The following is a 19,864-nucleotide window of genomic DNA, read 5'->3' as shown; positions in this document are numbered from 1 at the left end:
GAGATCCGCCATGACCGACACCACCACGACCGGCGCGGCACCGGTCGACACGACGCCCGAAGCCGCCGCCCCGGCACCGGAGGTCGCAACGGCTGCGGGTCGTGGTACGGCTGCCGCGGCCGCATCGACCGCCGGGGGCCCGGCATCCGCTCCCCGCTCTCCGATCCGCGCGGCGCGCGGCTCCGAGCGCACCGCGAAGAGCTGGGGAGCCGAAGCCGCGAAGCGCATGCTCATGAACAACCTCGACCCCGAGGTCGCCGAGCGCCCCGACGACCTCGTCGTCTACGGCGGCACGGGCAGGGCCGCGCGATCGTGGGCGGCGTACGACGCGATCGTGCGGACCCTCGACGAGCTGGAGCCCGACGAGACGTTGCTCGTGCAGTCGGGCAAGCCGGTCGGCGTGTTCCGCACGCACGAGTGGGCGCCGCGCGTGCTCATCGCCAACTCGAACCTCGTGGGCGACTGGGCGACGTGGCCCGAGTTCCGCAAGCTCGAAGAGCTCGGGCTCACCATGTACGGCCAGATGACGGCCGGGTCGTGGATCTACATCGGCACGCAAGGCATTCTGCAGGGCACGTTCGAGACGTTCGCGGCCGTCGCGCGCTCGCTCGGCGGGGCTTCGACAGGCTCAGCCACCGGGGCGGCAGCCACCGAGCCGTCAGCCACCGGGCCGGCGGCTCCCGCGGGCGACCTGAGAGGAACCCTCACCCTCACCGCCGGGTGCGGCGGCATGGGCGGGGCGCAGCCGCTCGCCGTCACGATGAACGGGGGAGCGGTGCTCATCGTCGACGTCGACCGCACGCGTCTCGACCGCCGCGTCGCCCACGGGTACCTCGACGAGGTCGCCCCCGATCTCGACGCGGCCATCGAACGGGTGAGCGCCGCACGCGAGGCGGGCGAGGCGCTGTCGGTCGGCGTCGAGGGAAACGCGGCCGAGATGTTCCCGGAGCTGCTGGCCCGCGGCATCCGGATCGACATCGTCACCGACCAGACGAGCGCGCACGACCCCCTGTCGTACCTGCCGATCGGCGTGTCGGTCGACCAGTGGCAGGCCGAAGCCGCCCGCGACCCCGAGGATTTCACCCGCCGCGCGCGCGAGAGCATGGCGGCCCACGTGAAGGCGATGGTGGGGTTCCAGGATGCCGGGGCGGCGGTGTTCGACTACGGCAACTCGATCCGTCGCGAGGCCGAACTCGGCGGGTACGACCGCGCGTTCGCGTTCCCCGGCTTCGTGCCGGCGTACATCCGCCCGCTCTTCGCCGAGGGCAAGGGACCGTTCCGCTGGGTCGCTCTCTCGGGAGACCCGGAAGACATCGCCAAGACCGACCGCGCCGTGGCCGAGCTCTTCCCCGAAGACGCAGCTCTCCACCGCTGGCTCGACAAGGCGGGAAAGCAGGTGCACTTCGAGGGGCTGCCCGCGCGCATCTGCTGGCTCGGCTACCAGGAGCGCCACCTCGCGGGCCTGAAGTTCAACGAGATGGTGGCCTCCGGCGAGCTGTCGGGACCCATCGTGATCGGTCGCGACCACCTCGACGCGGGATCGGTCGCCTCTCCCTACCGCGAGACCGAGGCCATGGCCGACGGCTCGGACGCCATCGCCGACTGGCCCCTGCTCAACGCGCTGCTGAACACCGCCAGCGGCGCGTCGTGGGTGTCGATCCATCACGGCGGAGGGGTGGGGATCGGCCGCAGCATCCACGCGGGACAGGTGTGCGTTGCCGACGGCACCGAGCTCGCCGCCGAGAAGCTCGCGCGCGTGCTCGTCAACGACCCCGGCACCGGAGTCATGCGCCACGTGGATGCCGGCTACGACCGCGCCCGCGAGGTGGCGGCCGAGCGCGGCCTGACGGTGCCGATGTGGTGAGCGGTTCCGGGCGGGCCGGACGCGCGTTCCTACTGACGAACATCGGGGAGCTGACGACGAACGTCGCGGCCCCGGGCGATGCCTGCGGAACCCTGCGCGACGCCGCCGTGATCGTGCGGGACGGACGCGTCGAGTGGGTGGGGTCGGCGGATGCCGCTCCGACCGACGTTCCGGTGGTGAATGCCGAGGGTCGCGCCGTCATCCCCGGCTTCGTCGACAGCCACACCCATCTGGTCTTCGGCAGCGACCGGGCTGCGGAGTTCGCGGCCCGGATGGCCGGTGAGTCGTATGCCGCGGGGGGAATCCGCACCACTGTCGCCGCGACCCGAGCGGCCTCCGACGATGAACTGCGGGCTCGTCTCGCAGCCCTGGTCGGGGAGTGCCGAGCCCAGGGGACGACCACCCTCGAGATCAAGACCGGCTACGGGCTCGACGTCGAGACCGAGACGCGTCTCGCGCGGCTCGCGAGCGAGGTCACCGCCGAGGTCACCTTCCTCGGCGCGCACGTCGTGCCCGCGGAGTTCGCCGGGCGGGGCGACGACTACGTCGAGCTCGTGGTCGGCGACATGCTCGACGCGGTGGCTCCGCACGCGCGGTGGATCGACGTGTTCTGCGAGGAGGGCGCGTTCACGCCGACCCAGAGCCGCCGGGTGCTCGAGGCGGGCCGTGCCGCGGGTCTCGGCATCCGGGTGCACGGGAACCAGCTCGGCTTCGGCGGGGGAGCGGCCCTCGCCGTCGAGCTCGGCGCCGCGGCGGTGGACCACTGCACGTACCTCAGTGACGACGACGTCGCCGCGCTCGCCGGCTCGGACACCGTGGCGACGCTGCTGCCGGGGGTGGAGTTCTCGACGCGGCAGCCGTACCCCGACGCACGACGGCTGATCGACGCGGGCGTGACCGTCGCTCTCGCGAGCGACTGCAACCCCGGATCGAGCTTCACCAGTTCGATGCCGCTCATGATCGCCCTGGCCGTGCGCGAGATGGGCATGACGGTCGCCGAGGCCGTGTGGGCGGCGACCGCGGGAGGTGCCCGCGCGCTGCGCCTCGCCGACGTGGGGGTGATCCGGCCCGGCGCGCGCGCCGACCTCGTGCTGCTGGAGGCCCCGACCCGCGTGCACCTCGCCTACCGGCCGGGCGTGCCCCTCGTGCGGACGGTGTGGAAGGACGGGGCCGAGGTCTGAGGCATCGCGCGGGTCGGGGGCACGGCCGGGCCGGTCGTCGGGCTGGGCTGGACCGTCGTGCGGATGCCGCGGGGGACACACCGGGTGTCGGGTCGCGCGGGACGGCGTGTCGGGGCTGAGGTCCGCAGGACGGCGGGTCGGCGGGGGTCGGCGGGTCACGGCGGGGCGGGGGTACGGCCGGTCGGCGGGGTCCCGCCCGAGTGTGCCGTCGTGCGGATGCCGTGGGGGACACACCGGGTGTCGGGTCGGGCGGGACGGCGTGTCGGGGGTGAGGTCCGCGGGACGGCGGGCTCGGCGGGTCACGGCGGGGCGGGGGCACGGCCGGTCGGCGGGGTCCCGCCCGAGTGTGCCGTCGTGCGGATGCCGCGGGGGACACGCCGGGTGTCGGGTCGCGCGGGACGGCGTGTCGGGGGTGAGGTCCGCAGGACGGCGGGCTCGGCGGGGCACGGCGGGTCACGGCGGGGCGGGGGTACGGCCGGTCGGCGGGGTCCCGCCCGAGTGTGCCGTCGTGCGGATGCCGCGGGCGACACGCCGGGTGTCGGGTCGGGCGGGACGGCGTGTCGGGGCTGAGGTCCGCAGGACGGCGACGCGGCGAAGAGGTGAGGCAACCCGGGGCCGGACGGGCCGGGTAGGCCTCAGGGCGTCAGCAGCTCGAACTCGTCGGGAGGGGTCGCGTCGACGTCGTCCCACGTGCCGTCGTGCCAGGTGAAGATCGCCACGGCGCACGTGACCATGCGCTCGTCGCGGTCGGCGAGACGCGAGACGAGGGCGCTCATGCCGGGGTCGTGCGCGACGACCATCAGCTCGTCGACCCCCACGGCGCGCGCGGACGCCAGGATCTGCGCGGGATCGGCCAGGTACAGCTCGGCGAGCTCGGTGACTTCGGCGTCGAAGGCCTTCGCGAAGAACTGCGCCGTCTCTTTCGCGCGCACGGCCGTGCTCGACAGCACCGTCTCCGGTCGCACGCCCTTGCGCACGACCATCCGCGCCATCGCCGGTGCGTCGCGGCGACCGCGATCGTTGAGCGGACGCTCGTGATCGTCGAGACCTTCGTCGGCCCAGTCCGATTTCGCGTGCCGCGCGAGGATGAGTTGGATCATCGTCTTTCCGCCATTCCTGCCAGGATCTCCAGAACGCACAGCGCAGCCAGACGCACCGTGCGGGCGTCGGCGGTGTCTGCCGTGGCATCCACCTCGACGATGTCGGCGCTGATCACGCCGGAGTCGCGGGAGAGGCCGCGCACGAGAGCGCGCAACTCCCACGCGGCGAGGCCTCCGGGAACGCTCGCCGGGCACCCCGGTGCGACCGAGCGGTCGCAGACGTCGACGTCGACATCGAGATGGATGCCGCCGGCATCGGCCGACGCGGAGCCCGCTCCGGCGATGCGCAGGGCGTCGGCGATCACCGTGTCGATGCCGCGACTGCGGAGCTCGTCGAGGGTGATGACGGTGATGCCCGCCTCGTGGGCGCGCTGCGCGTAGGCCGCGGAGTTCGCGAAGTCGGCGATGCCGATCTGCACGATGCGCGAGGGGTCGAGCCCGTCGGCGATGAGCCGGCGTACGGGGGATCCGTTCGATTCGCCGTCGCGCAGGTCGAAGTGGGCGTCGAGGGTGATGAGCCCGCGGGCGCGGCGTCCTTGCGCGACCGCGTAGGTCGCGGAGTTGTCGCCGCCGAGGGCGATCACCATGCGCGCGGCGCTGAGCTCGGCGACGGCGTCGCGCACGCGCTGTTCGCCCTCGCGACCGTCGGGTTCGGTGACGTCGCCGGCATCGACGATGCGCAGCACGTCGTCGAGCGAGACCGGGGGCGGACCCATCAGCGTGGGCGAGAAGCGGCGGAGAGCGGCGCGAACCGCCGCGGGGGTTTCGCCGGCGCCCGTGGGCGAGAGCGACGTGCGCCAGGCGGGGACACCGAGCAGAGCGGCATCCGGAATCTCGTTGGGCGAGGGCGCGGGCCAGTCTCCGGCGCGGGGCCAGAGCGGGTCGACGGACAGGGCGGTCATACGGCGACGTAGACCCATGCCTCGGCACCGCTCGATAGCGTGACCCGCGTGCGCCGCGAGACGGTCGCCATGTACTCGTCGGCCGCGTCGAGTTCGTCTGCCGTGAGCTGCAGCACGCTGCCGAACACGCGATCGCGCGGGTCGTCGGTACGCCTGAGAGCCCGGTGACGATCAGCCAGAGCGGAGGCGGTGTCGACACCGCCCGGATCGTGGACGCCGGTGGCGTCGATCCATTCGAGACGGAAACCGGTCAGTGCGTCGTCGTCGCCGTCGACGCGGCGACCGAACGTGTCGAGTTGTACGTCGGACGACTGCAGCGTGCCGTACGTGAAGAGCGACTCGGCGTCGGTTCCGTCACTCACGCGCCCCAGGCTACTCACCCGGCTGCGCCGCAGGGCGGTGCGACGCGACGGATTTCGGCGCGCCGCCGTGAGAGCGCTCACGAACCCCAGATCACGTGGGCGACGGTGAAGATCACGAGCCCCGCGAGCGCGCCGACGATCGTTCCGTTGAGGCGGATGTACTGCAGGTCGCGTCCGACCATCAGCTCGATCTTCTCGGTGGTCTCTTCGGCGTCCCACCGCTCGACGGTGTCGGTGATGATCGAGGCGATGTCGTGGCGATAGCGGCCCACCACGAACACGGCCGCGTCGGTGACCCAGCCGTCGACGCGCTTCTGCAGGACCTCGTCGCGCTGCAGGCGCTCGCCGACCTCGGCGAGTGCAGCCGTGGCGCGGCGCCGCAGGGCGCTGTCGGGGTCGCCGAGCGAGCGGAGCAGCCCGGCCTTCGCGGTGTTCCACGCATCGGCGGCGAGCTGACGCACGCGCGGGCTGTCGAACACCGCGGCCTTCGCTTCTTCGAGGCGCACCATCGTCGACGGGTCGTGCTGCAGGTTGTCGGCGAGACGCCCGAGGTAGCCGTCGATCGCTCCACGCGCCTGATGGCGGGGGTCGGCGCGCACGGCGTCGACGAACTGCACCGCTTCGCGATAGACCGTGTCGTCGACGAGGCGCGCCGCCATGCTCGGCACCCACGCCGGCAGGCGTCGGGACACGAGGCCCTGGAAGGTGTCGCGGTTGTTGCCCAGCCACACGGCGATGTTGTCGAGGGCGAGGTCGACCGCCCCGTGGTGCGCTCCCGACGACACGACCCGTTCGAGCCACCCTCCGATCGAGGGGCCCCAGTCGGGCGAAAGGAGGTGCTCGCGGGCGAGGTCTTCGATGAGGCCCTGCACGTCGTCGTCGCTCAGCGCAGTGAGCACGCTCGACGCGAGGGTCGCCCCCTCGGCGGCGACGCGTTCGGCGTGGGCGGGCTCGGCCAGCCAGGCACCGGCGCGAGCCGAGAGCGGTGTCGACTCGAGCTTGGTGCGGACGACGTCGCCCTCGAGGAAGTTCGTCTCGACGAACTCGCCCAGTTGGCGACCGATCTCGTCTTTGCGGCGCGGGATGATCGCCGTGTGGGGGATCGGCAGACCCAGGGGGTGCCGGAACAAGGCGGTGACGGCGAACCAGTCGGCCAGGGCGCCGACCATTCCGCCCTCGGCGGCCGCGCGCACGTACTGCAACCACTCCACCTCGCGCTGGAGCGAGAACGACACGGCGAAGACGATGGCCATCGCCACCAGCGCACCGAGGGCGACCCCCTTCATGACGCGCAGGGCGCGACGGCGCTCCTGATCGGCCGGGCTCAGAGCGCGCGTGGGCGTGCGCGCCATCAGGAGGTCACCGGTCCGAGCCACGCCGTGGCGGTCGTCGCGTGCGCCGACTCGGCGTCGGACGGGTGGAACATGCCGGCCAGCACGTCGCGGTACAGGCGGCTCAGCTCGTGACGCGAGAAGTACGCCGCGCCCCCGCCGACGAGGACGGCGTCGTCGACCACCTCTTTCGCCATCGCCACGGCGCGGTACTTCACGCCCGAGAGCAGCGAGAACCACCGCGGCCCGTGGTCGGCGAGGGAGTCGACGTCGTTCGCGAGGGCGGCGAGCTGGGGAGGCATCGCGTCGTAGGCGAGGGCCATATCGGCGATGCGCCAGCGGATGTCGGGGTCGTTGGCGTAGATCGTGCCGGTCTTCTTCGAGGTGCGCGAGGTGGCGGCCTCGACCGCGAGGTCGAGTGCGCGCCGCGCGATGCCGGTGTACACCGACGCGAGCAGGATCTCGAAGACGGCGAAGATGCCGAACACGAGCGGATCGGGCGTGGGACCCGGGTCGATCCGGCGCACGACGCGGTCGGCGGGGGCGTGCGCCCCGCGGAGCTCCGTAGTGCGGCTCTGCGTGCCGCGCATGCCGAGGGTGTCCCAGTCGTCGCGCGTGACGACCTCGTCGGTGCGGTCGAGGAAGGCGAACACCGTCTTCGGGCCGTCGGGCGACTCGGTGTCGAGACCGTGCACGCCGAGGTGGTTCCACACCGGCGACAGCGAGGTGAAGATCTTCGTCCCCGTGAACGTGTAGCCGCCCTCGCCGTCGGGAAGCGCCACGGTGTCGCTCCCGGCCAGCACGAGGTCGTTGCCGGCCTCGCTGATGCCGAAGGCGAACACGTCGCCCGCGACGGCCCCCTCTTCGACGAAGGCCAGATCGTCGATGCCCCGATCGCGCAGCACCTTCGCGACGCCCGTCCACACGAGGTGCATGTTGATCGCGAGCGCCGTCGCCGGGGCCGCCCCCGCGAGCCGCTGCTGCAGCACCGAGGCCTCGGCGAGGCTCAGACCCGCGCCGCCGTGCTCGGTCGACACTAGGATGCTGAGGTAGCCGGCCGCGCGCAACTCGTCGAGGTCGTCGTGCGGGAAGGTGTTCTCGTGGTCGTGCACCACGGCTCGCTCGCGGATGCGGACCAGCAGGTCATCGGGCAGGAACCGAGCCGGATCGAACGAGGTCATGGCATCCATTGTGCTCGGGACCACCGACATCGGGGCGGGGGTGGCGTCCGGCACCCGAACCGCTTCGGGCGATGTCCGCCCGATCGCCCCGACGGCCCCCAGAATGGATGCCATGATCTCGACCGAGATGGCCCTGGCCCTCCGCGAAGCCGGACTCGTGTGGCATCCGCGCTCGGGGGATCGCTTCCAGCTCGACGAGCCGGAGTTCGACGCCGACGTCTTCACCGTGAGCGAGATGACCGTCGAGCCGCGCGATTATCCGACGGGGCGCATCCTCGCGTTCAACGGCACCACCGAGTGGGCGCTCGACTCGGTCGCGACCGAGGACGCCCTGTGGCTGCCGTCGGAGTCGCAGCTGCGCGAACTGCTGCGCTCCACCTTCCGCTCGCTCCGCCGCCTCTCCGACACCTACGAGGTCGAGATCGCGGTCGGCGGATCCACGATCGTGTTCGATCACCCCGAACCCGCCGACGCCTACGCGCTCGCCGTGCTCGAGTTGCTGCGTCGTACGCACTGAGCCGCCGCCGCCGGACATGTTCCGGATGCCAGGCACTCCGGCATCCGCTCAGGTGATGGTGGGAACCGGCTCGGTGTCGGGGATGGGGCTGGCGTCGCGGTGGCGCAGGTCGGGGAACCCGCGCACGAAGATCACCGACACGATGAACCCGGCCACGGCGAAGCCCGCCGCCGCCACGTACGCGCCGGTCGGGCCGACGCCGTCGACGAGGAAGCCGGCCACGGCGGACCCGGCGGCCGCGCCGATCAGCTGCCCGGTGCCGATCCATCCGTAGGCCTCGGCGGTCTCGCTGAAGCGCACGCTCGCGGAGGTCATGGCGAACATCACGGCGAGCGCGGGGGCGATGCCGGCGCCCGCGACGAGGAGGGTCGCACCGATCCACCACGCGTTCAGCGAGAAGACGGTGAGCGAGAGCCCGACCGCCACGATCGCGAAGCGACGGGCCATCGCCCAGCGGCCGATCGGGATGTGCCCGAACGAGAGGCCGCCCGCGAGGCTGCCCACGGCGAAGACGGCGAGGATGAGCCCCGCCTCGAGACCGCCGTGGTCGAACGTGGCCACGACACCGGCCTCGACGGCCGAGCACGCGCCGATGAGGAGGAAGCCGGTGGCCGTGGCGAGGATGACGGGCGGCTTGGCGAGAACGCGACCCAGGCCCCGGCGGCTGCGCGGGATGCGCACGCGCCCGACCTCGGGGCTGAGGATGAACCACGCACCGCCGCCGATGAGGATGACCACGACGAGCAGCAGCCCGGGCACGGTGCCGATCTGCGTCGCGACGAGGGTGATGAGCACGGGCGCGAGCACCCAGATGATCTCTTGCAGCGAGGCGTCGAGCGAGTACAGCGGCGTCAGCTGCTTGGAGGGGACCATCTTCGGGTAGATGGTGCGCACGGCCGACTGCACCGGCGGGGTCGACAGGCCCGCGATCAGACCGAGCGTCATGTAGAGGGGGAGCGGCATCTCGATCAGCGCGAGGGTCGCGATCGCCGCCGCGCACACGAGGAGCGTGACCGAGAGCACCCGGCGCATGCCCCAGCGACCCATCCACCGGCTGGTGACGGGACCGGCGACGGCCTGCCCGAGGCTCGTGGCGGCCAGCACGAGACCGGCGGCGCCGTACGAGCCCGTGACGTGCTCAATGTGCAGCAGGACGGCCAGGCTCGTCATGCCGTTGGGGAAGCGCGCGGTCAGCTGCGCGGCGATGATGCGCCCCACGCCAGGGGATCTGAGGAGTTCGCGGTAGCCGGCCACCGCACAACGCTACCGCCGACCTCCGACACCCGCCGAGCGGTGCCGATCGACGGATGCCGCGACACGCCGCGACACGCCGGAGTCGAGATTCCACCGCCTGTGCGATGTCGGAACCCCCGTCTAGCGTCCGATCTGTGGACAGACGACGGACGACGACGCGAGAACCGCGGAATCGCGCCTGTTAACAGAGCGAGGAGAGGGGGTCGATCTGTGGATGAAATCGTGGACAACCTGTGTTGTACATGGGGAGAGACGGTGGAAAATCACATCGATGTAACTACTACCCCTTGTGGTGCCTTCCGATGTCCGTCCCCATATGTAGTATTGAGGTCCCGGCGAGCCCTGCCCGTCCGGACGAAGATTTTCCAGGGGAGAGAGAGAACGACATGGCGATCACGGTCTACACCAAGCCGTCCTGCGTCCAGTGCACCGCGACGTACCGCGCACTCGATTCGAAGGGCATCGAGTACAACGTGCTCGACCTGTCCGAAGACCCGTCGGCCCTCGAGCAGGTCAAGTCGCTCGGGTACCTTCAGGCCCCCGTCGTCATCACCGACGAGGACCACTGGTCGGGCTTCCGTCCCGACAAGATCGACGAGCTCGCTTCGCGACTCGCCTGATCCCGCGGCACGCTCTGAGACCTTCGTCATGAGCGCTGTCATGTCGGCGACCGAGGCTCCGCTGCTGGTCTACTTCTCGAGCGTGTCGGGCAACACCGCGCGTTTCATCGAGAAGCTCGGCAAGCGGGCCGCGCGCATCCCGCTCCGGCCGACCGATCCGCCCCTTCACGTCGACGAGCCCTTCGTGCTGGTCACCCCCACTTACGGTGGGGGTGCCGGCCGGGGCGTCGAGAAGGGCGCGGTCCCCAAGCAGGTCATCCGGTTCCTCAACGAGGAGCGGAACCGACGCAACATCCGCGGGGTCATCTCCGCGGGCAACACGAACTTCGGCGACGCCTTCTGCCTCGCCGGAGACATCATCGCGCGCAAATGCGCGGTGCCGCACCTATACCGGCTGGAAGTTTTCGGCACCCCCGACGATGTCGAGCGGGTCACCGAGGGATTGGAACGATGGTGGAAGTTGAGCTGACCGACGTGGACGTGAAGACCGAGGCGCGATTCGAGGGAATGGATTACCACGCCCTCAACGCGATGCTGAACCTGTACGACGCCGACGGCAACATCCAGTTCGACGCCGACAAGCGGGCGGCGCGGGAGTACTTCCTGCAGCACGTCAACCAGAACACCGTGTTCTTCCACTCGCTCAAGGAGCGCCTCGACTACCTCGTCGAGAAGGAGTACTACGAGCCCACCGTGCTCGCGAAGTACTCGATGGACTTCATCCAGGAGCTCAACGACCGCGCCTACGGTGCGAAGTTCCGTTTCGAGACCTTCCTCGGTGCGTTCAAGTACTACACGAGCTACACGCTCAAGACCTTCGACGGAAAGCGCTACCTCGAGCGCTTCGAAGACCGTGTCGTCATGACGGCCCTCGCCCTCGCCGACGGCGACCAGCGTCTCGCCGTGCAGCTCGTCGACGAGATCATCTCGGGTCGCTTCCAGCCCGCGACCCCCACGTTCCTCAACGCCGGCAAGGCGCAGCGCGGCGAGCTCGTGTCGTGCTTCCTCCTGCGCATCGAAGACAACATGGAGTCGATCGCCCGCGGCATCAACTCCGCCCTGCAGCTGTCGAAGCGAGGCGGCGGCGTGGCCTTGCTGCTGTCGAACATCCGCGAGGCGGGTGCGCCGATCAAGCAGATCGAGAACCAGTCGTCGGGCATCATCCCCGTGATGAAGCTGCTCGAAGACAGCTTCAGCTACGCCAACCAGCTCGGCGCGCGTCAGGGCGCCGGTGCGGTGTACCTCAACGCGCACCACCCCGACATCCTGCGTTTCCTCGACACGAAGCGCGAGAACGCCGACGAGAAGATCCGCATCAAGACGCTGTCGCTGGGCGTCGTGATCCCCGACATCACGTTCGAGCTCGCCAAGAACGGCGAGGACATGTACCTCTTCTCGCCGTACGACGTCGAGAAGGTCTACAAGAAGCCCTTCGGCGACATCTCGGTCACCGAGAAGTACCGCGAGATGGTCGACGACCCGCGCATCAAGAAGACGAAGATCAACGCGCGCGAGTTCTTCCAGACCCTCGCCGAGATCCAGTTCGAGTCGGGCTACCCGTACATCATGTTCGAAGACACGGTGAACAAGGCCAACCCGATCGCCGGTCGCATCAACATGTCGAACCTGTGCTCGGAGATCCTGCAGGTCAACACCCCGACGACGTACAACGAAGACCTCTCGTACGACACCATCGGCAAGGACATCTCCTGCAACCTCGGCTCGATGAACATCGCGCTGGCGATGGACGGTGGCGACCTCGGCCTCACGGTCGAGACCGCGATCCGCGCCCTCACCGCGGTGAGCGTGCAGAGCCACATCGCCTCGGTGCGTTCGATCGAAGACGGTAACGACCGCTCGCACGCCATCGGCCTCGGCCAGATGAACCTGCACGGCTACCTCGCTCGTGAGCACGTGTACTACGGCTCCGAAGAAGGCATCGACTTCACGAACATCTACTTCTACACGGTGCTCTTCCACGCGCTGCGGGCGTCGAACCGCCTCGCGATCGAGCGCGGCGCGGCCTTCGACGGCTTCGAGAACTCGACGTACGCGTCGGGCGAGTTCTTCGACAAGTACACCGACCAGGTGTGGGAGCCCGAGACGGCCAAGGCCAAGGAGCTGTTCGCCGGCATCCAGATCCCCACGCAGGACGACTGGCGCGAGCTGAAGGCGTCGGTGCAGGCCCACGGCATCTACAACCAGAACCTGCAGGCGGTGCCCCCGACCGGTTCGATCTCGTACATCAACAACTCCACGAGCTCGATCCACCCGATCGCCTCGAAGATCGAGATCCGCAAGGAAGGCAAGCTCGGTCGCGTCTACTACCCGGCTCCGTTCATGACGAACGAGAACCTGGACTACTACCAGGACGCGTACGAGATCGGCTACGAGAAGGTCATCGACACGTACGCCGCGGCCACGCAGCACGTCGACCAGGGCCTGTCGCTGACGCTGTTCTTCAAGGACACCGTCACCACCCGCGACATCAACAAGGCGCAGATCTACGCGTGGCGCAAGGGCATCAAGACCATCTACTACATCCGTCTGCGTCAGCTGGCGCTCGAGGGCACCGACATGACCGAGTGCGTCTCGTGCATGCTCTGAGCCGCTGACCCCTCATCGATCAAGGACACAGGAACGACATGGCTGAGAAGCTGCAGTTGCTGAACCACGTGCAGGCCATCAACTGGAACCGCATCCAGGACGACAAAGACCTCGAGGTCTGGAACCGTCTGGTGAACAACTTCTGGCTGCCCGAGAAGGTGCCGCTGTCGAACGACATCCAGTCGTGGAACACGCTCACCCCCGAGGAGCAGACGCTCACGATGCGCGTGTTCACGGGGCTCACGCTCCTCGACACCATCCAGGGCACGGTCGGTGCGGTCTCGCTCATCCCCGACGCGATCACCCCGCACGAAGAGGCCGTCTACACGAACATCGCGTTCATGGAGTCGGTGCACGCCAAGAGCTACTCGTCGATCTTCTCGACGCTGTGCTCCACGAAGGAGATCGACGAGGCGTTCCGCTGGTCGAGCGAGAACGAGTTCCTTCAGAAGAAGGCGCGCATCGTCATGGACTACTACCGTGGCGACGACCCGCTCAAGCGCAAGGTCGCCTCGACCCTGCTCGAGTCGTTCCTCTTCTACTCGGGCTTCTACCTGCCGATGCACTGGTCGAGCCGCGCCAAGCTCACCAACACGGCAGACCTGATCCGCCTCATCATCCGCGACGAGGCCGTGCACGGGTACTACATCGGCTACAAGTTCCAGCGCGGTCTCGAGACGGTCGACCAGGCCCGTCGCGACGACATCAAGGACTACACGTTCTCGTTGATGTACGAGCTCTACGACAACGAGGTGGGCTACACGCAGAGCCTGTACGACTCGGTCGGACTGAGCGAAGACGTGAAGAAGTTCCTTCACTACAACGCGAACAAGGCGCTGATGAACCTCGGCTACGAGGCGATGTTCCCCGCGTCGGTCACGAACGTGAACCCCGCGATCCTGTCGGCCCTGTCGCCGAACGCCGACGAGAACCACGACTTCTTCAGCGGGTCGGGCTCGTCGTACGTCATCGGCAAGGCCGAGGCGACCGAGGATGACGACTGGGACTTCTGATCTTTTCTCGAGAACGGCCCCGCGCGAGTGATCGCGCGGGGCCGTTCTTCTTTCTCGAGCCGCAGGCTACGGGTAGTAGGATTTAGCCTAATAGGTATAGGCTGTTCGCATGTCCCGCCCCACCCTCACCGCGTCTACGGTCATCCGTACCGCGGCCGACCTCGCCGACTCGTCCGGTCTGACGGCGGTAACCCTCTCCGCGGTCGCCCGTGAGCTCGACGTCCGCACGCCCAGCCTCTACGGGCACGTGCGCGACCTGGCCGCACTCCGCGACGGGATCACGATCCTCGCCCTCGGCGAGCTGAGCGATCGTGCGGGGGAGGCCGTCGCCGGTCGTGCCCGACGCGATGCGCTGACCGCCCTCTGCGAGGTGCATCGCGACTATGCGCGTCGGTACCCGGGCCGGTGGGAGAGCCTCCAGCGTCGTGCGGGCGAGGCGGCGGTCCGCAGCGACGAGGCGGCACGCTCGAGCCGCGCCCTCGCCGCCGTGCTGCGGGGTTACGGCATCGCTGAGGAGGACCGCGTGCACGCGACCCGTTTGATCTCGTCGTTCCTCAACGGCTTCCTGCATCTCGAACACGTCGGCGCCTTCGCCCACAGCGCCCCCTCGGCGGACGAGTCGTGGACACCGCTCATTCACCGGCTCGACGTTCTGCTCACCACCTGGTCAGAGGAGGCCGCACCGTGATCGACACACCCTTCACCCTCGACGTGATCCGCGGGGGAGCCGACCTCGAACCGCTCGCGCACGGCGCCCGTCTGCATCGTCTGCCGCTGCCCTATCGAGAGCGCGAGGCCGACGCCCAGTTCACGATGGTGGAACGTCAGCCCTCCGGCATCCATCTGCGTTTCCGCACGACGGCGACGGCGGTTACGCTACGCCTGCACGCCACGCGGGTCTCGTATCGAGGGCTCCACCGTGATCGCGGAATGGTCGACGTCATCATTGACGACCGCCTCGTGCTGCGTCGTCCACTCGTGAACGGCGATGCACTCGAGCTCGACATGGCCACCGGGGCGGCGACCCCGCGCCCCGGAGACGACGATCTCGTCGTGCTGACCGACCTGCCGGCGGGTGAGAAGACCGTCGAGATGTGGCTGCCCCACAACGAGCAGATCGATCTCGTGTCGCTGGACGCCGACGCGCCTCTGGCGGCCGTCGCCGATGAGCGACCGAGGTGGGTGCACCACGGCAGTTCCATCAGCCACGGGTCGAACGCCACCGCCCCGACCGAGATCTGGCCGGTCGTCGCCGCGCGTGCCGCGGACGTGCAGCTGCACAACCTGGGTTTCGGCGGGAGCGCGATGCTCGACCCGTTCATGGCGCGGATCATCCGCGACACTCCGGCCGACGTGATCAGCGTGAAGCTCGGCATCAACGTCGTCAACGCCGACGCGATGCGAGCGCGGGCGTTTCTGCCCGCCGTGCACGGCTTCCTCGACACGATCCGCGAGGGACATCCCGACACGCCCCTGCTCGTCGTGTCGCCGATCTTCTGCGGCGTCCACGAGAAGACCCCCGGACCGGGAGCCTTCGACGTCGAGGCGCTCCGTGCCGGCGAGGTGCGCTTCGTGGCGACCGGCGACCCGGCCGAGGTCGCGCGGGGTGCGCTCACGCTCGAGGTCATCCGCGAGGTGCTCGCTCGCGTCGTCGCCGACCGCTCCGACGATCCGGCGCTGCACTACCTCGACGGGCTCTCGCTGTACGGCCCCGAAGACGCCGCGGCGCATCCCCTGCCCGATGGGCTGCACCCCGACGGCGATACCCATCGCCTCATCGGCGAGCGCTTCGCGCGGGCGGCGTTCTCGACGGGGGCGGCCCTGCGGATCTGACGCTCAGCCCGGCCACTCCCGCGCCTCGAGCGCGTCGAGCAGCACCTCGACCGCCGATCCCTCCATGGCGCGCACCCAGCGCTGCGTCTCGGAGCCGCGCGACGACACCGTGCGTCCGCGCTCGCCGCGCTCGAGGCGCACCTCGACCTGACCAGAGGCGACGCTGACGCCGCGCAGCACCCCGGCGGCCACCATCGCGGCGAGCGGGTCGTGCAGGGCGCACCGCCGGTCGGCGAACACGCGACCGGCGTAGAAGTCGAGGTAGGCCGGCAGCATGCGGGCCAGCGCATGGGGGAGCGCCCCGGGGATCGCCTCGAGTCGCACGAGGTCGGCGGCATCCAGCGTCTGCGTCATCGTCACATCGAGCGGGACGAGCGTGGTGTCCCAGTCCTGCGCGAACACGACGGCGGCCGACTCCGGGTCGTTGTGGATGTTCGCCTCGGCCCACGCCGTGACGTTGCCCGAGTGGCCGAACGCGCCGCCCATCACGACGAGGTGGTCGAAGCGGGCGACGCCCGGCGTCTCGGCGTAGGCGGCGAGATTGGTGAGCGGTCCGAGGGCGAGCACGGTGAGATCCGGATGCCGTGCCGCGAGGTGGTCGATGAGCTCGACCGCGGGTCGGGCGTCGTGCAGCTGAGCGGCCGTGGCGAGCGCGATGCCACCCACACCGTCGTCCCCGTGCACGTGCGGAGCGCCGCCCGCGTAGGAGCGGCCGCGGAAGTCATGCGCGCCGACCGCGACGGGGATGCCGTCGACCCCGGCGAGCTCGAACAGCGAGAGGGTGTTGGCGGCCGCGCGGGCGGCATCCGTGTTCCCCGATACCGTCGTCACTCCCACGATCTCGACCGAGGGCTCGGCCAGCAGGTACGCCAGGGCGAGGGCGTCGTCGATGCCGGTGTCGCAGTCGACGAGGATCGGCCGGCGGCTCATGCGGTCACTCCGTACGTGTCGAGGGCGTCGAGCGCCGGTTGCGAGGCGTCGTCGGCGACGGCCGCGGCACCGACGGCGCACGCGCGGGCGAGTGCGTCGGCTTCGGCGTCACCGCGCAGGAGGCCGACGACGAGGGCCGCGCAGAACGCGTCTCCCGCGCCGACGGTGTTGCGCACGGTCGTCGCGACCCCGGGGGCGGATGCCACGAGCTCGCCGTGCCGATACAGGTGTGCTCCCGCGGCGCCGAGCGTGACGCACAGCAGCGGAGCGTCGTGCACCTCGGGTAGCTGCGCGTACTCCGTCTCGTTCACGATGACGAGGTCGCACTTGTCGAGCAGGTCGCGGGGGAGGGTTCGTGCGGGGGCGGCGTTGAGCGCGAAGAAGCCGGCGGCGTGCGCGGCGGCCGAGACCACGGCATCCGCCACCTCCAACTGCGCGAGCACCGCGGAGTCGGGCTCGATGCCCAGGGACTCGGCGTCGATCGCCGCGTTCGCACCCGCGCACACGACGATCGAGTTCTCGCCCGTCGCGTCGACGACGATGAGGGCGGTACCGGTTGCGGCCGCGGTGGTCTGCACACCCGAGGCGTCGACGCCGATCGCGGCAAGCTGATCCCGGATGCCGCGGCCGTCGGGGTCGTCGCCGACTCCGCCGATCAGCCGCACGTCGGCGCCGAGGCGGGCCGCGGCGACCGCCTGATTCGCGCCCTTGCCGCCGGGTCCGCGCTGGAGCACGCCGTCGGCGACAGTCTCACCCGCGCCGGGGGCGCGCTGCACCCGCGCGGTGAGGTCGACGTTGATGGCGCCGACCACGGTCAGCGCTACGGCCCGGTCGGGAGAGGGGGAAGTCGTCACGAGGGTCAAGCCTGTCACGCGTCGTCGCGCTGCACGCTGAAGTACGACAGCGTCACGGTGATCACGAGGAACTCCCCACCATCGGCTCGGGCCATGAGCGCGTCGCGCATCTCACCCGAGTCCGATCCGACCCGCTCGTTGATGTGCCAGATCGGCAGGATGTCGTAGTCGGCCACCTCGGCGGACTGCAGGTAGCCCGTCATCTGCACGCGCCGACCGTCGACCAGCAGCGCGCCGCCCGCGTTCGGCGGGGAGGCATTCACGGCGAACGCGGGGGACTCGGGCGGCACGTCATCGGGGTGGAACGCGCTCGGCAGGTCGGCGAAGGCGGTCTGGATCTGCATCAGCGCGGTGAAGGCCGCGGCGTCGCGCGTGCCCGCGTCGGCGGCATCCGTCAGCTCGTACGCCGTGCGCCGCACGGCCACGCACGAGTAGCCCTCGATGTGCGTCTCGTCGAACATCTGGTCGCTCGTGTTCGAGCCGCAGGCGTCGATCGTGCGTTCGGCGGCGACGGTCCACCCGGTCAACTCGGGCAGCGGGAACGCCTCGAGGGCAGCAAGGCCCACGGGTCGTGCGTCGGCGGCGCCCTGAAGTTCGGAATCGGACGGCGTGCCGCTGCACCCGGCGAGTAATCCCGTGAGCGCGAGGACCCCAACCCGCAGGGCGCGGCGGCCGGTCAATGCAGCATCAACTTCGCCGAGACGAGCAGCGCCGACACGATCGCCGCGCCCGCGGCCGTGAGTACGACCCCCAGGGCCGAGTAGCCGCGGAGGCGTGCTCCGGCGGTCGCCACCACGACGAGGTACGCCATGGCGACGCCGACGCCCCACAGCAGAGCGGTGGGCAGCGACACCCCGAACGCGACGAGCACGACGACCACCAGCAGCGGGAGGAAGGTCACCGACACCATCGGCGCGCTCACGCGCAGGTGGTGCAGGAAGATGCGCGAGGGGCGGTCCGTCGAGGTGTCGCCCAGCGAGTAGGCGAACACGTGGGTCGCGAAATACACGACGTTCGTGAGCGCGACCACCGCGATCACCAGCGCGAGGTCGGTGGTGCCCAGGCCGATGAGGGTGGATGCCGAGACCAGGGCTCCGTAGCATCCGGCACTGATGCGCTCGGCGGCGTCGTGCCCGAGGGTGCGGGATGGGCGGTCGTCCATGGCGGTCATCCTCTCGCGGTGCGCCGGCGCAGCGCCGCCGACACGATCGCGACGACGGTGCCGACCGCGACGCCGATGATCGTCTCGATCACGCGGTCGCGCAGCAGCATCTCGGGCGTCGCGGGCGAGGCCAGCGAGATCATCAGCAGGGCGAGCGGGGTGATGAAGACCATCGCGATGCCGTAGTTGCGGCCCACGAACAGCTCCGACAACGCCTGGAACGCCACGGCGACGAGGATCGTGAGCCACGGCGGGAGGTGCAGCGCGAGCAGTCCCGCCGCGATCAGCACGCCCAGCAGGGTCCCGAGCAGTCGCTGGGCTCCGCGGATGAGCCGCGCCGTCACGTGCGCGCCGCCGACCGCCGCGACCGCACCGACCATGGCCCAGTACCAATGAGTGCCCACGAGCAGGGCCCCCGCGAGACCTGCGAGCAGGGCGGCGACGCCGACGGTGGCGGTCATCTCCCACGCGACCGGGCCGATCGACGGTCGGGGGCGGGTGGGGCGCGCCCACGATCCTCGGCGGGCGAGCACGAAGGCGACGGTGACGATGATGCTCCACGCGACGCTCGCGCCGCCGACGAACAACACGAGCAGCAGCGACGGCCAGCCGGCCGGAAGACTCGCCGTCGCACCGCCGGCGAACACCGCGAAGAGCGCTCCGGGCGGATGCCACTGCGAGCGGTAGGCGAAGAGGGTCACGGTCGCAGCGATCGCCGCCACGACCACGACGCCCACGACGGCCGGGCTCGACAGCGCCGACACGACGGTGCCGATCAGCATGGACGAGACCAGGATCGCGCCCGCCGTCGCCTGCATGATCACGCGCGGACGCGGCTGGTCGGTGCGACCGTAGAGCGCCGCGAACGCGCCGAAGCTGGCGTACACGCTGAGGTCGAGGCGGCCGATCAGCAGCAGCACGATGAGCGGCACACCGACGCTGAGAACGGCGCGCACCGCGACCCGGTGGTCTCCCTGACGGGGTCCGACCCGGATCACCCCGGTCCACACGCGCCCCCGGGATTCCGCCACCCCACCAGCCTACGCTTCGCGTGTTCGCTCTCCCGTCCGCTCCGGGGGAGAGGGTGACGGATGCCGCGGCGTCAAGGAGGTGGCATCCGTCGCCCGATCTGCTGGGCTGGGGGCATGGACGC

At 70.2% G+C, this 19,864-nt stretch carries 20 protein-coding genes; 9 read left to right on the top strand and 11 right to left on the bottom strand.

The window, feature by feature from the left end; all coding sequences use genetic code 11:
* The first annotated feature begins 10 nt into the window (after nt 1-10).
* Together hutU and hutI are read left to right on the top strand one after the other, a co-directional pair.
* Nucleotides 11-1,864, top strand: a complete 1,854-nt coding sequence (hutU, locus tag RWH43_RS15160; protein WP_316001863.1) for a urocanate hydratase — start codon at nt 11-13, stop codon at nt 1,862-1,864.
* Nucleotides 1,858-3,045 (top strand): imidazolonepropionase, encoded by a 1,188-nt coding sequence (gene hutI, locus RWH43_RS15155; protein WP_316001862.1) that lies wholly within the window; start codon nt 1,858-1,860, stop codon nt 3,043-3,045. The genes hutU and hutI overlap by 7 nt, the downstream gene beginning before the upstream one ends.
* Nucleotides 3,046-3,680: 635 nt before the next feature.
* On the opposite strand, the gene RWH43_RS15150 is transcribed toward hutI, so the two are convergent.
* From RWH43_RS15150 to RWH43_RS15130, 5 genes are all read right to left on the bottom strand, one after another.
* Nucleotides 3,681-4,145 carry a SixA phosphatase family protein gene (locus RWH43_RS15150; RefSeq protein ID WP_187358478.1) on the bottom strand — a complete coding sequence of 155 codons (465 nt, stop codon included), beginning with the start codon at nt 4,143-4,145 and terminating at the stop codon, nt 3,681-3,683.
* The gene (locus RWH43_RS15145; RefSeq protein WP_154097530.1) at nt 4,142-5,047 is read right to left on the bottom strand and encodes an arginase family protein; all 906 of its coding nucleotides are present in this window, start codon (nt 5,045-5,047) and stop codon (nt 4,142-4,144) included. Before RWH43_RS15145 ends, RWH43_RS15150 begins: the two co-directional genes overlap by 4 nt.
* Nucleotides 5,044-5,409 (bottom strand): gamma-glutamylcyclotransferase family protein, encoded by a 366-nt coding sequence (locus RWH43_RS15140; protein ID WP_154097531.1) that lies wholly within the window; start codon nt 5,407-5,409, stop codon nt 5,044-5,046. The genes RWH43_RS15145 and RWH43_RS15140 overlap by 4 nt, the downstream gene beginning before the upstream one ends.
* A 77-nt stretch (nt 5,410-5,486) precedes the next feature.
* Nucleotides 5,487-6,761: a DUF445 domain-containing protein gene (locus tag RWH43_RS15135; RefSeq protein ID WP_144834037.1), complete on the bottom strand. Its 1,275-nt coding sequence runs from the start codon at nt 6,759-6,761 to the stop codon at nt 5,487-5,489.
* On the bottom strand, nt 6,761-7,921 hold the full coding sequence (locus RWH43_RS15130) for an acyl-CoA dehydrogenase family protein (RefSeq protein WP_316001861.1): 1,161 nt from the start codon (nt 7,919-7,921) through the stop codon (nt 6,761-6,763). The genes RWH43_RS15135 and RWH43_RS15130 overlap by 1 nt, the downstream gene beginning before the upstream one ends.
* Before the next feature lie 112 nt (nt 7,922-8,033).
* Here RWH43_RS15130 and RWH43_RS15125 point away from each other — a divergent pair, with 112 nt between their 5' ends.
* The gene (locus RWH43_RS15125) at nt 8,034-8,438 is read left to right on the top strand and encodes a pilus assembly protein CpaE (RefSeq protein WP_144834324.1); all 405 of its coding nucleotides are present in this window, start codon (nt 8,034-8,036) and stop codon (nt 8,436-8,438) included.
* 48 nt (nt 8,439-8,486) lie between these two features.
* On the opposite strand, the gene RWH43_RS15120 is transcribed toward RWH43_RS15125, so the two are convergent.
* Nucleotides 8,487-9,692, bottom strand: coding sequence for an MFS transporter (locus RWH43_RS15120; protein WP_316001860.1), 1,206 nt, complete (start codon nt 9,690-9,692; stop codon nt 8,487-8,489).
* A 386-nt stretch (nt 9,693-10,078) separates the two neighbouring features.
* Here RWH43_RS15120 and nrdH point away from each other — a divergent pair, with 386 nt between their 5' ends.
* The 6 genes from nrdH to RWH43_RS15090 all read left to right on the top strand — a co-directional run bounded on the left by nrdH (nt 10,079) and on the right by RWH43_RS15090 (nt 15,765).
* The gene (nrdH, locus tag RWH43_RS15115; protein ID WP_055838040.1) at nt 10,079-10,312 is read left to right on the top strand and encodes a glutaredoxin-like protein NrdH; all 234 of its coding nucleotides are present in this window, start codon (nt 10,079-10,081) and stop codon (nt 10,310-10,312) included.
* 28 nt (nt 10,313-10,340) lie between these two features.
* A complete protein-coding gene (gene nrdI / locus RWH43_RS15110; protein WP_316001859.1) occupies nt 10,341-10,781 on the top strand; it encodes a class Ib ribonucleoside-diphosphate reductase assembly flavoprotein NrdI in 441 nt (146 codons plus the stop codon).
* Nucleotides 10,763-12,919, top strand: a complete 2,157-nt coding sequence (gene nrdE / locus RWH43_RS15105) for a class 1b ribonucleoside-diphosphate reductase subunit alpha (RefSeq protein WP_144834043.1) — start codon at nt 10,763-10,765, stop codon at nt 12,917-12,919. The genes nrdI and nrdE overlap by 19 nt, the downstream gene beginning before the upstream one ends.
* Nucleotides 12,920-12,957: 38 nt before the next feature.
* Entirely contained in the window at nt 12,958-13,932 is a 975-nt protein-coding gene (gene nrdF, locus RWH43_RS15100) for a class 1b ribonucleoside-diphosphate reductase subunit beta (protein ID WP_144834045.1), read from the top strand.
* A 109-nt stretch (nt 13,933-14,041) separates the two neighbouring features.
* Complete coding sequence (locus tag RWH43_RS15095) at nt 14,042-14,620, top strand: TetR/AcrR family transcriptional regulator (protein WP_316001858.1); 579 nt, start codon at nt 14,042-14,044, stop codon at nt 14,618-14,620.
* Nucleotides 14,617-15,765, top strand: coding sequence for a GDSL-type esterase/lipase family protein (locus RWH43_RS15090; protein WP_316001857.1), 1,149 nt, complete (start codon nt 14,617-14,619; stop codon nt 15,763-15,765). The genes RWH43_RS15095 and RWH43_RS15090 overlap by 4 nt, the downstream gene beginning before the upstream one ends.
* A gap of 3 nt (nt 15,766-15,768) precedes the next feature.
* Here RWH43_RS15090 and RWH43_RS15085 read toward each other — a convergent pair whose 3' ends face one another.
* The 5 genes from RWH43_RS15085 to RWH43_RS15065 form a co-directional block, all read right to left on the bottom strand.
* Nucleotides 15,769-16,695 carry a nucleoside hydrolase gene (locus RWH43_RS15085; protein WP_144834143.1) on the bottom strand — a complete coding sequence of 309 codons (927 nt, stop codon included), beginning with the start codon at nt 16,693-16,695 and terminating at the stop codon, nt 15,769-15,771.
* Nucleotides 16,692-17,549 carry a PfkB family carbohydrate kinase gene (locus RWH43_RS15080; RefSeq protein WP_316001856.1) on the bottom strand — a complete coding sequence of 286 codons (858 nt, stop codon included), beginning with the start codon at nt 17,547-17,549 and terminating at the stop codon, nt 16,692-16,694. Before RWH43_RS15080 ends, RWH43_RS15085 begins: the two co-directional genes overlap by 4 nt.
* 14 nt (nt 17,550-17,563) lie before the next feature.
* The gene (locus tag RWH43_RS15075) at nt 17,564-18,115 is read right to left on the bottom strand and encodes a hypothetical protein (protein ID WP_230705404.1); all 552 of its coding nucleotides are present in this window, start codon (nt 18,113-18,115) and stop codon (nt 17,564-17,566) included.
* A 110-nt stretch (nt 18,116-18,225) separates the two neighbouring features.
* A complete protein-coding gene (locus RWH43_RS15070) occupies nt 18,226-18,711 on the bottom strand; it encodes a hypothetical protein (protein ID WP_230705405.1) in 486 nt (161 codons plus the stop codon).
* Nucleotides 18,712-18,716: 5 nt separating this feature from the next.
* On the bottom strand, nt 18,717-19,742 hold the full coding sequence (locus RWH43_RS15065) for an FUSC family protein (RefSeq protein ID WP_144834151.1): 1,026 nt from the start codon (nt 19,740-19,742) through the stop codon (nt 18,717-18,719).
* Between the last annotated feature and the right edge of the window lie 122 nt (nt 19,743-19,864).

The organism is Microbacterium algihabitans (assembly GCF_032464975.1).
GTDB lineage: Bacteria > Actinomycetota > Actinomycetes > Actinomycetales > Microbacteriaceae > Microbacterium > Microbacterium algihabitans.
The sequence above is the reverse complement of the archived record's forward strand: the minus strand, read 5'-3'. Positions and strand labels throughout refer to the sequence as shown.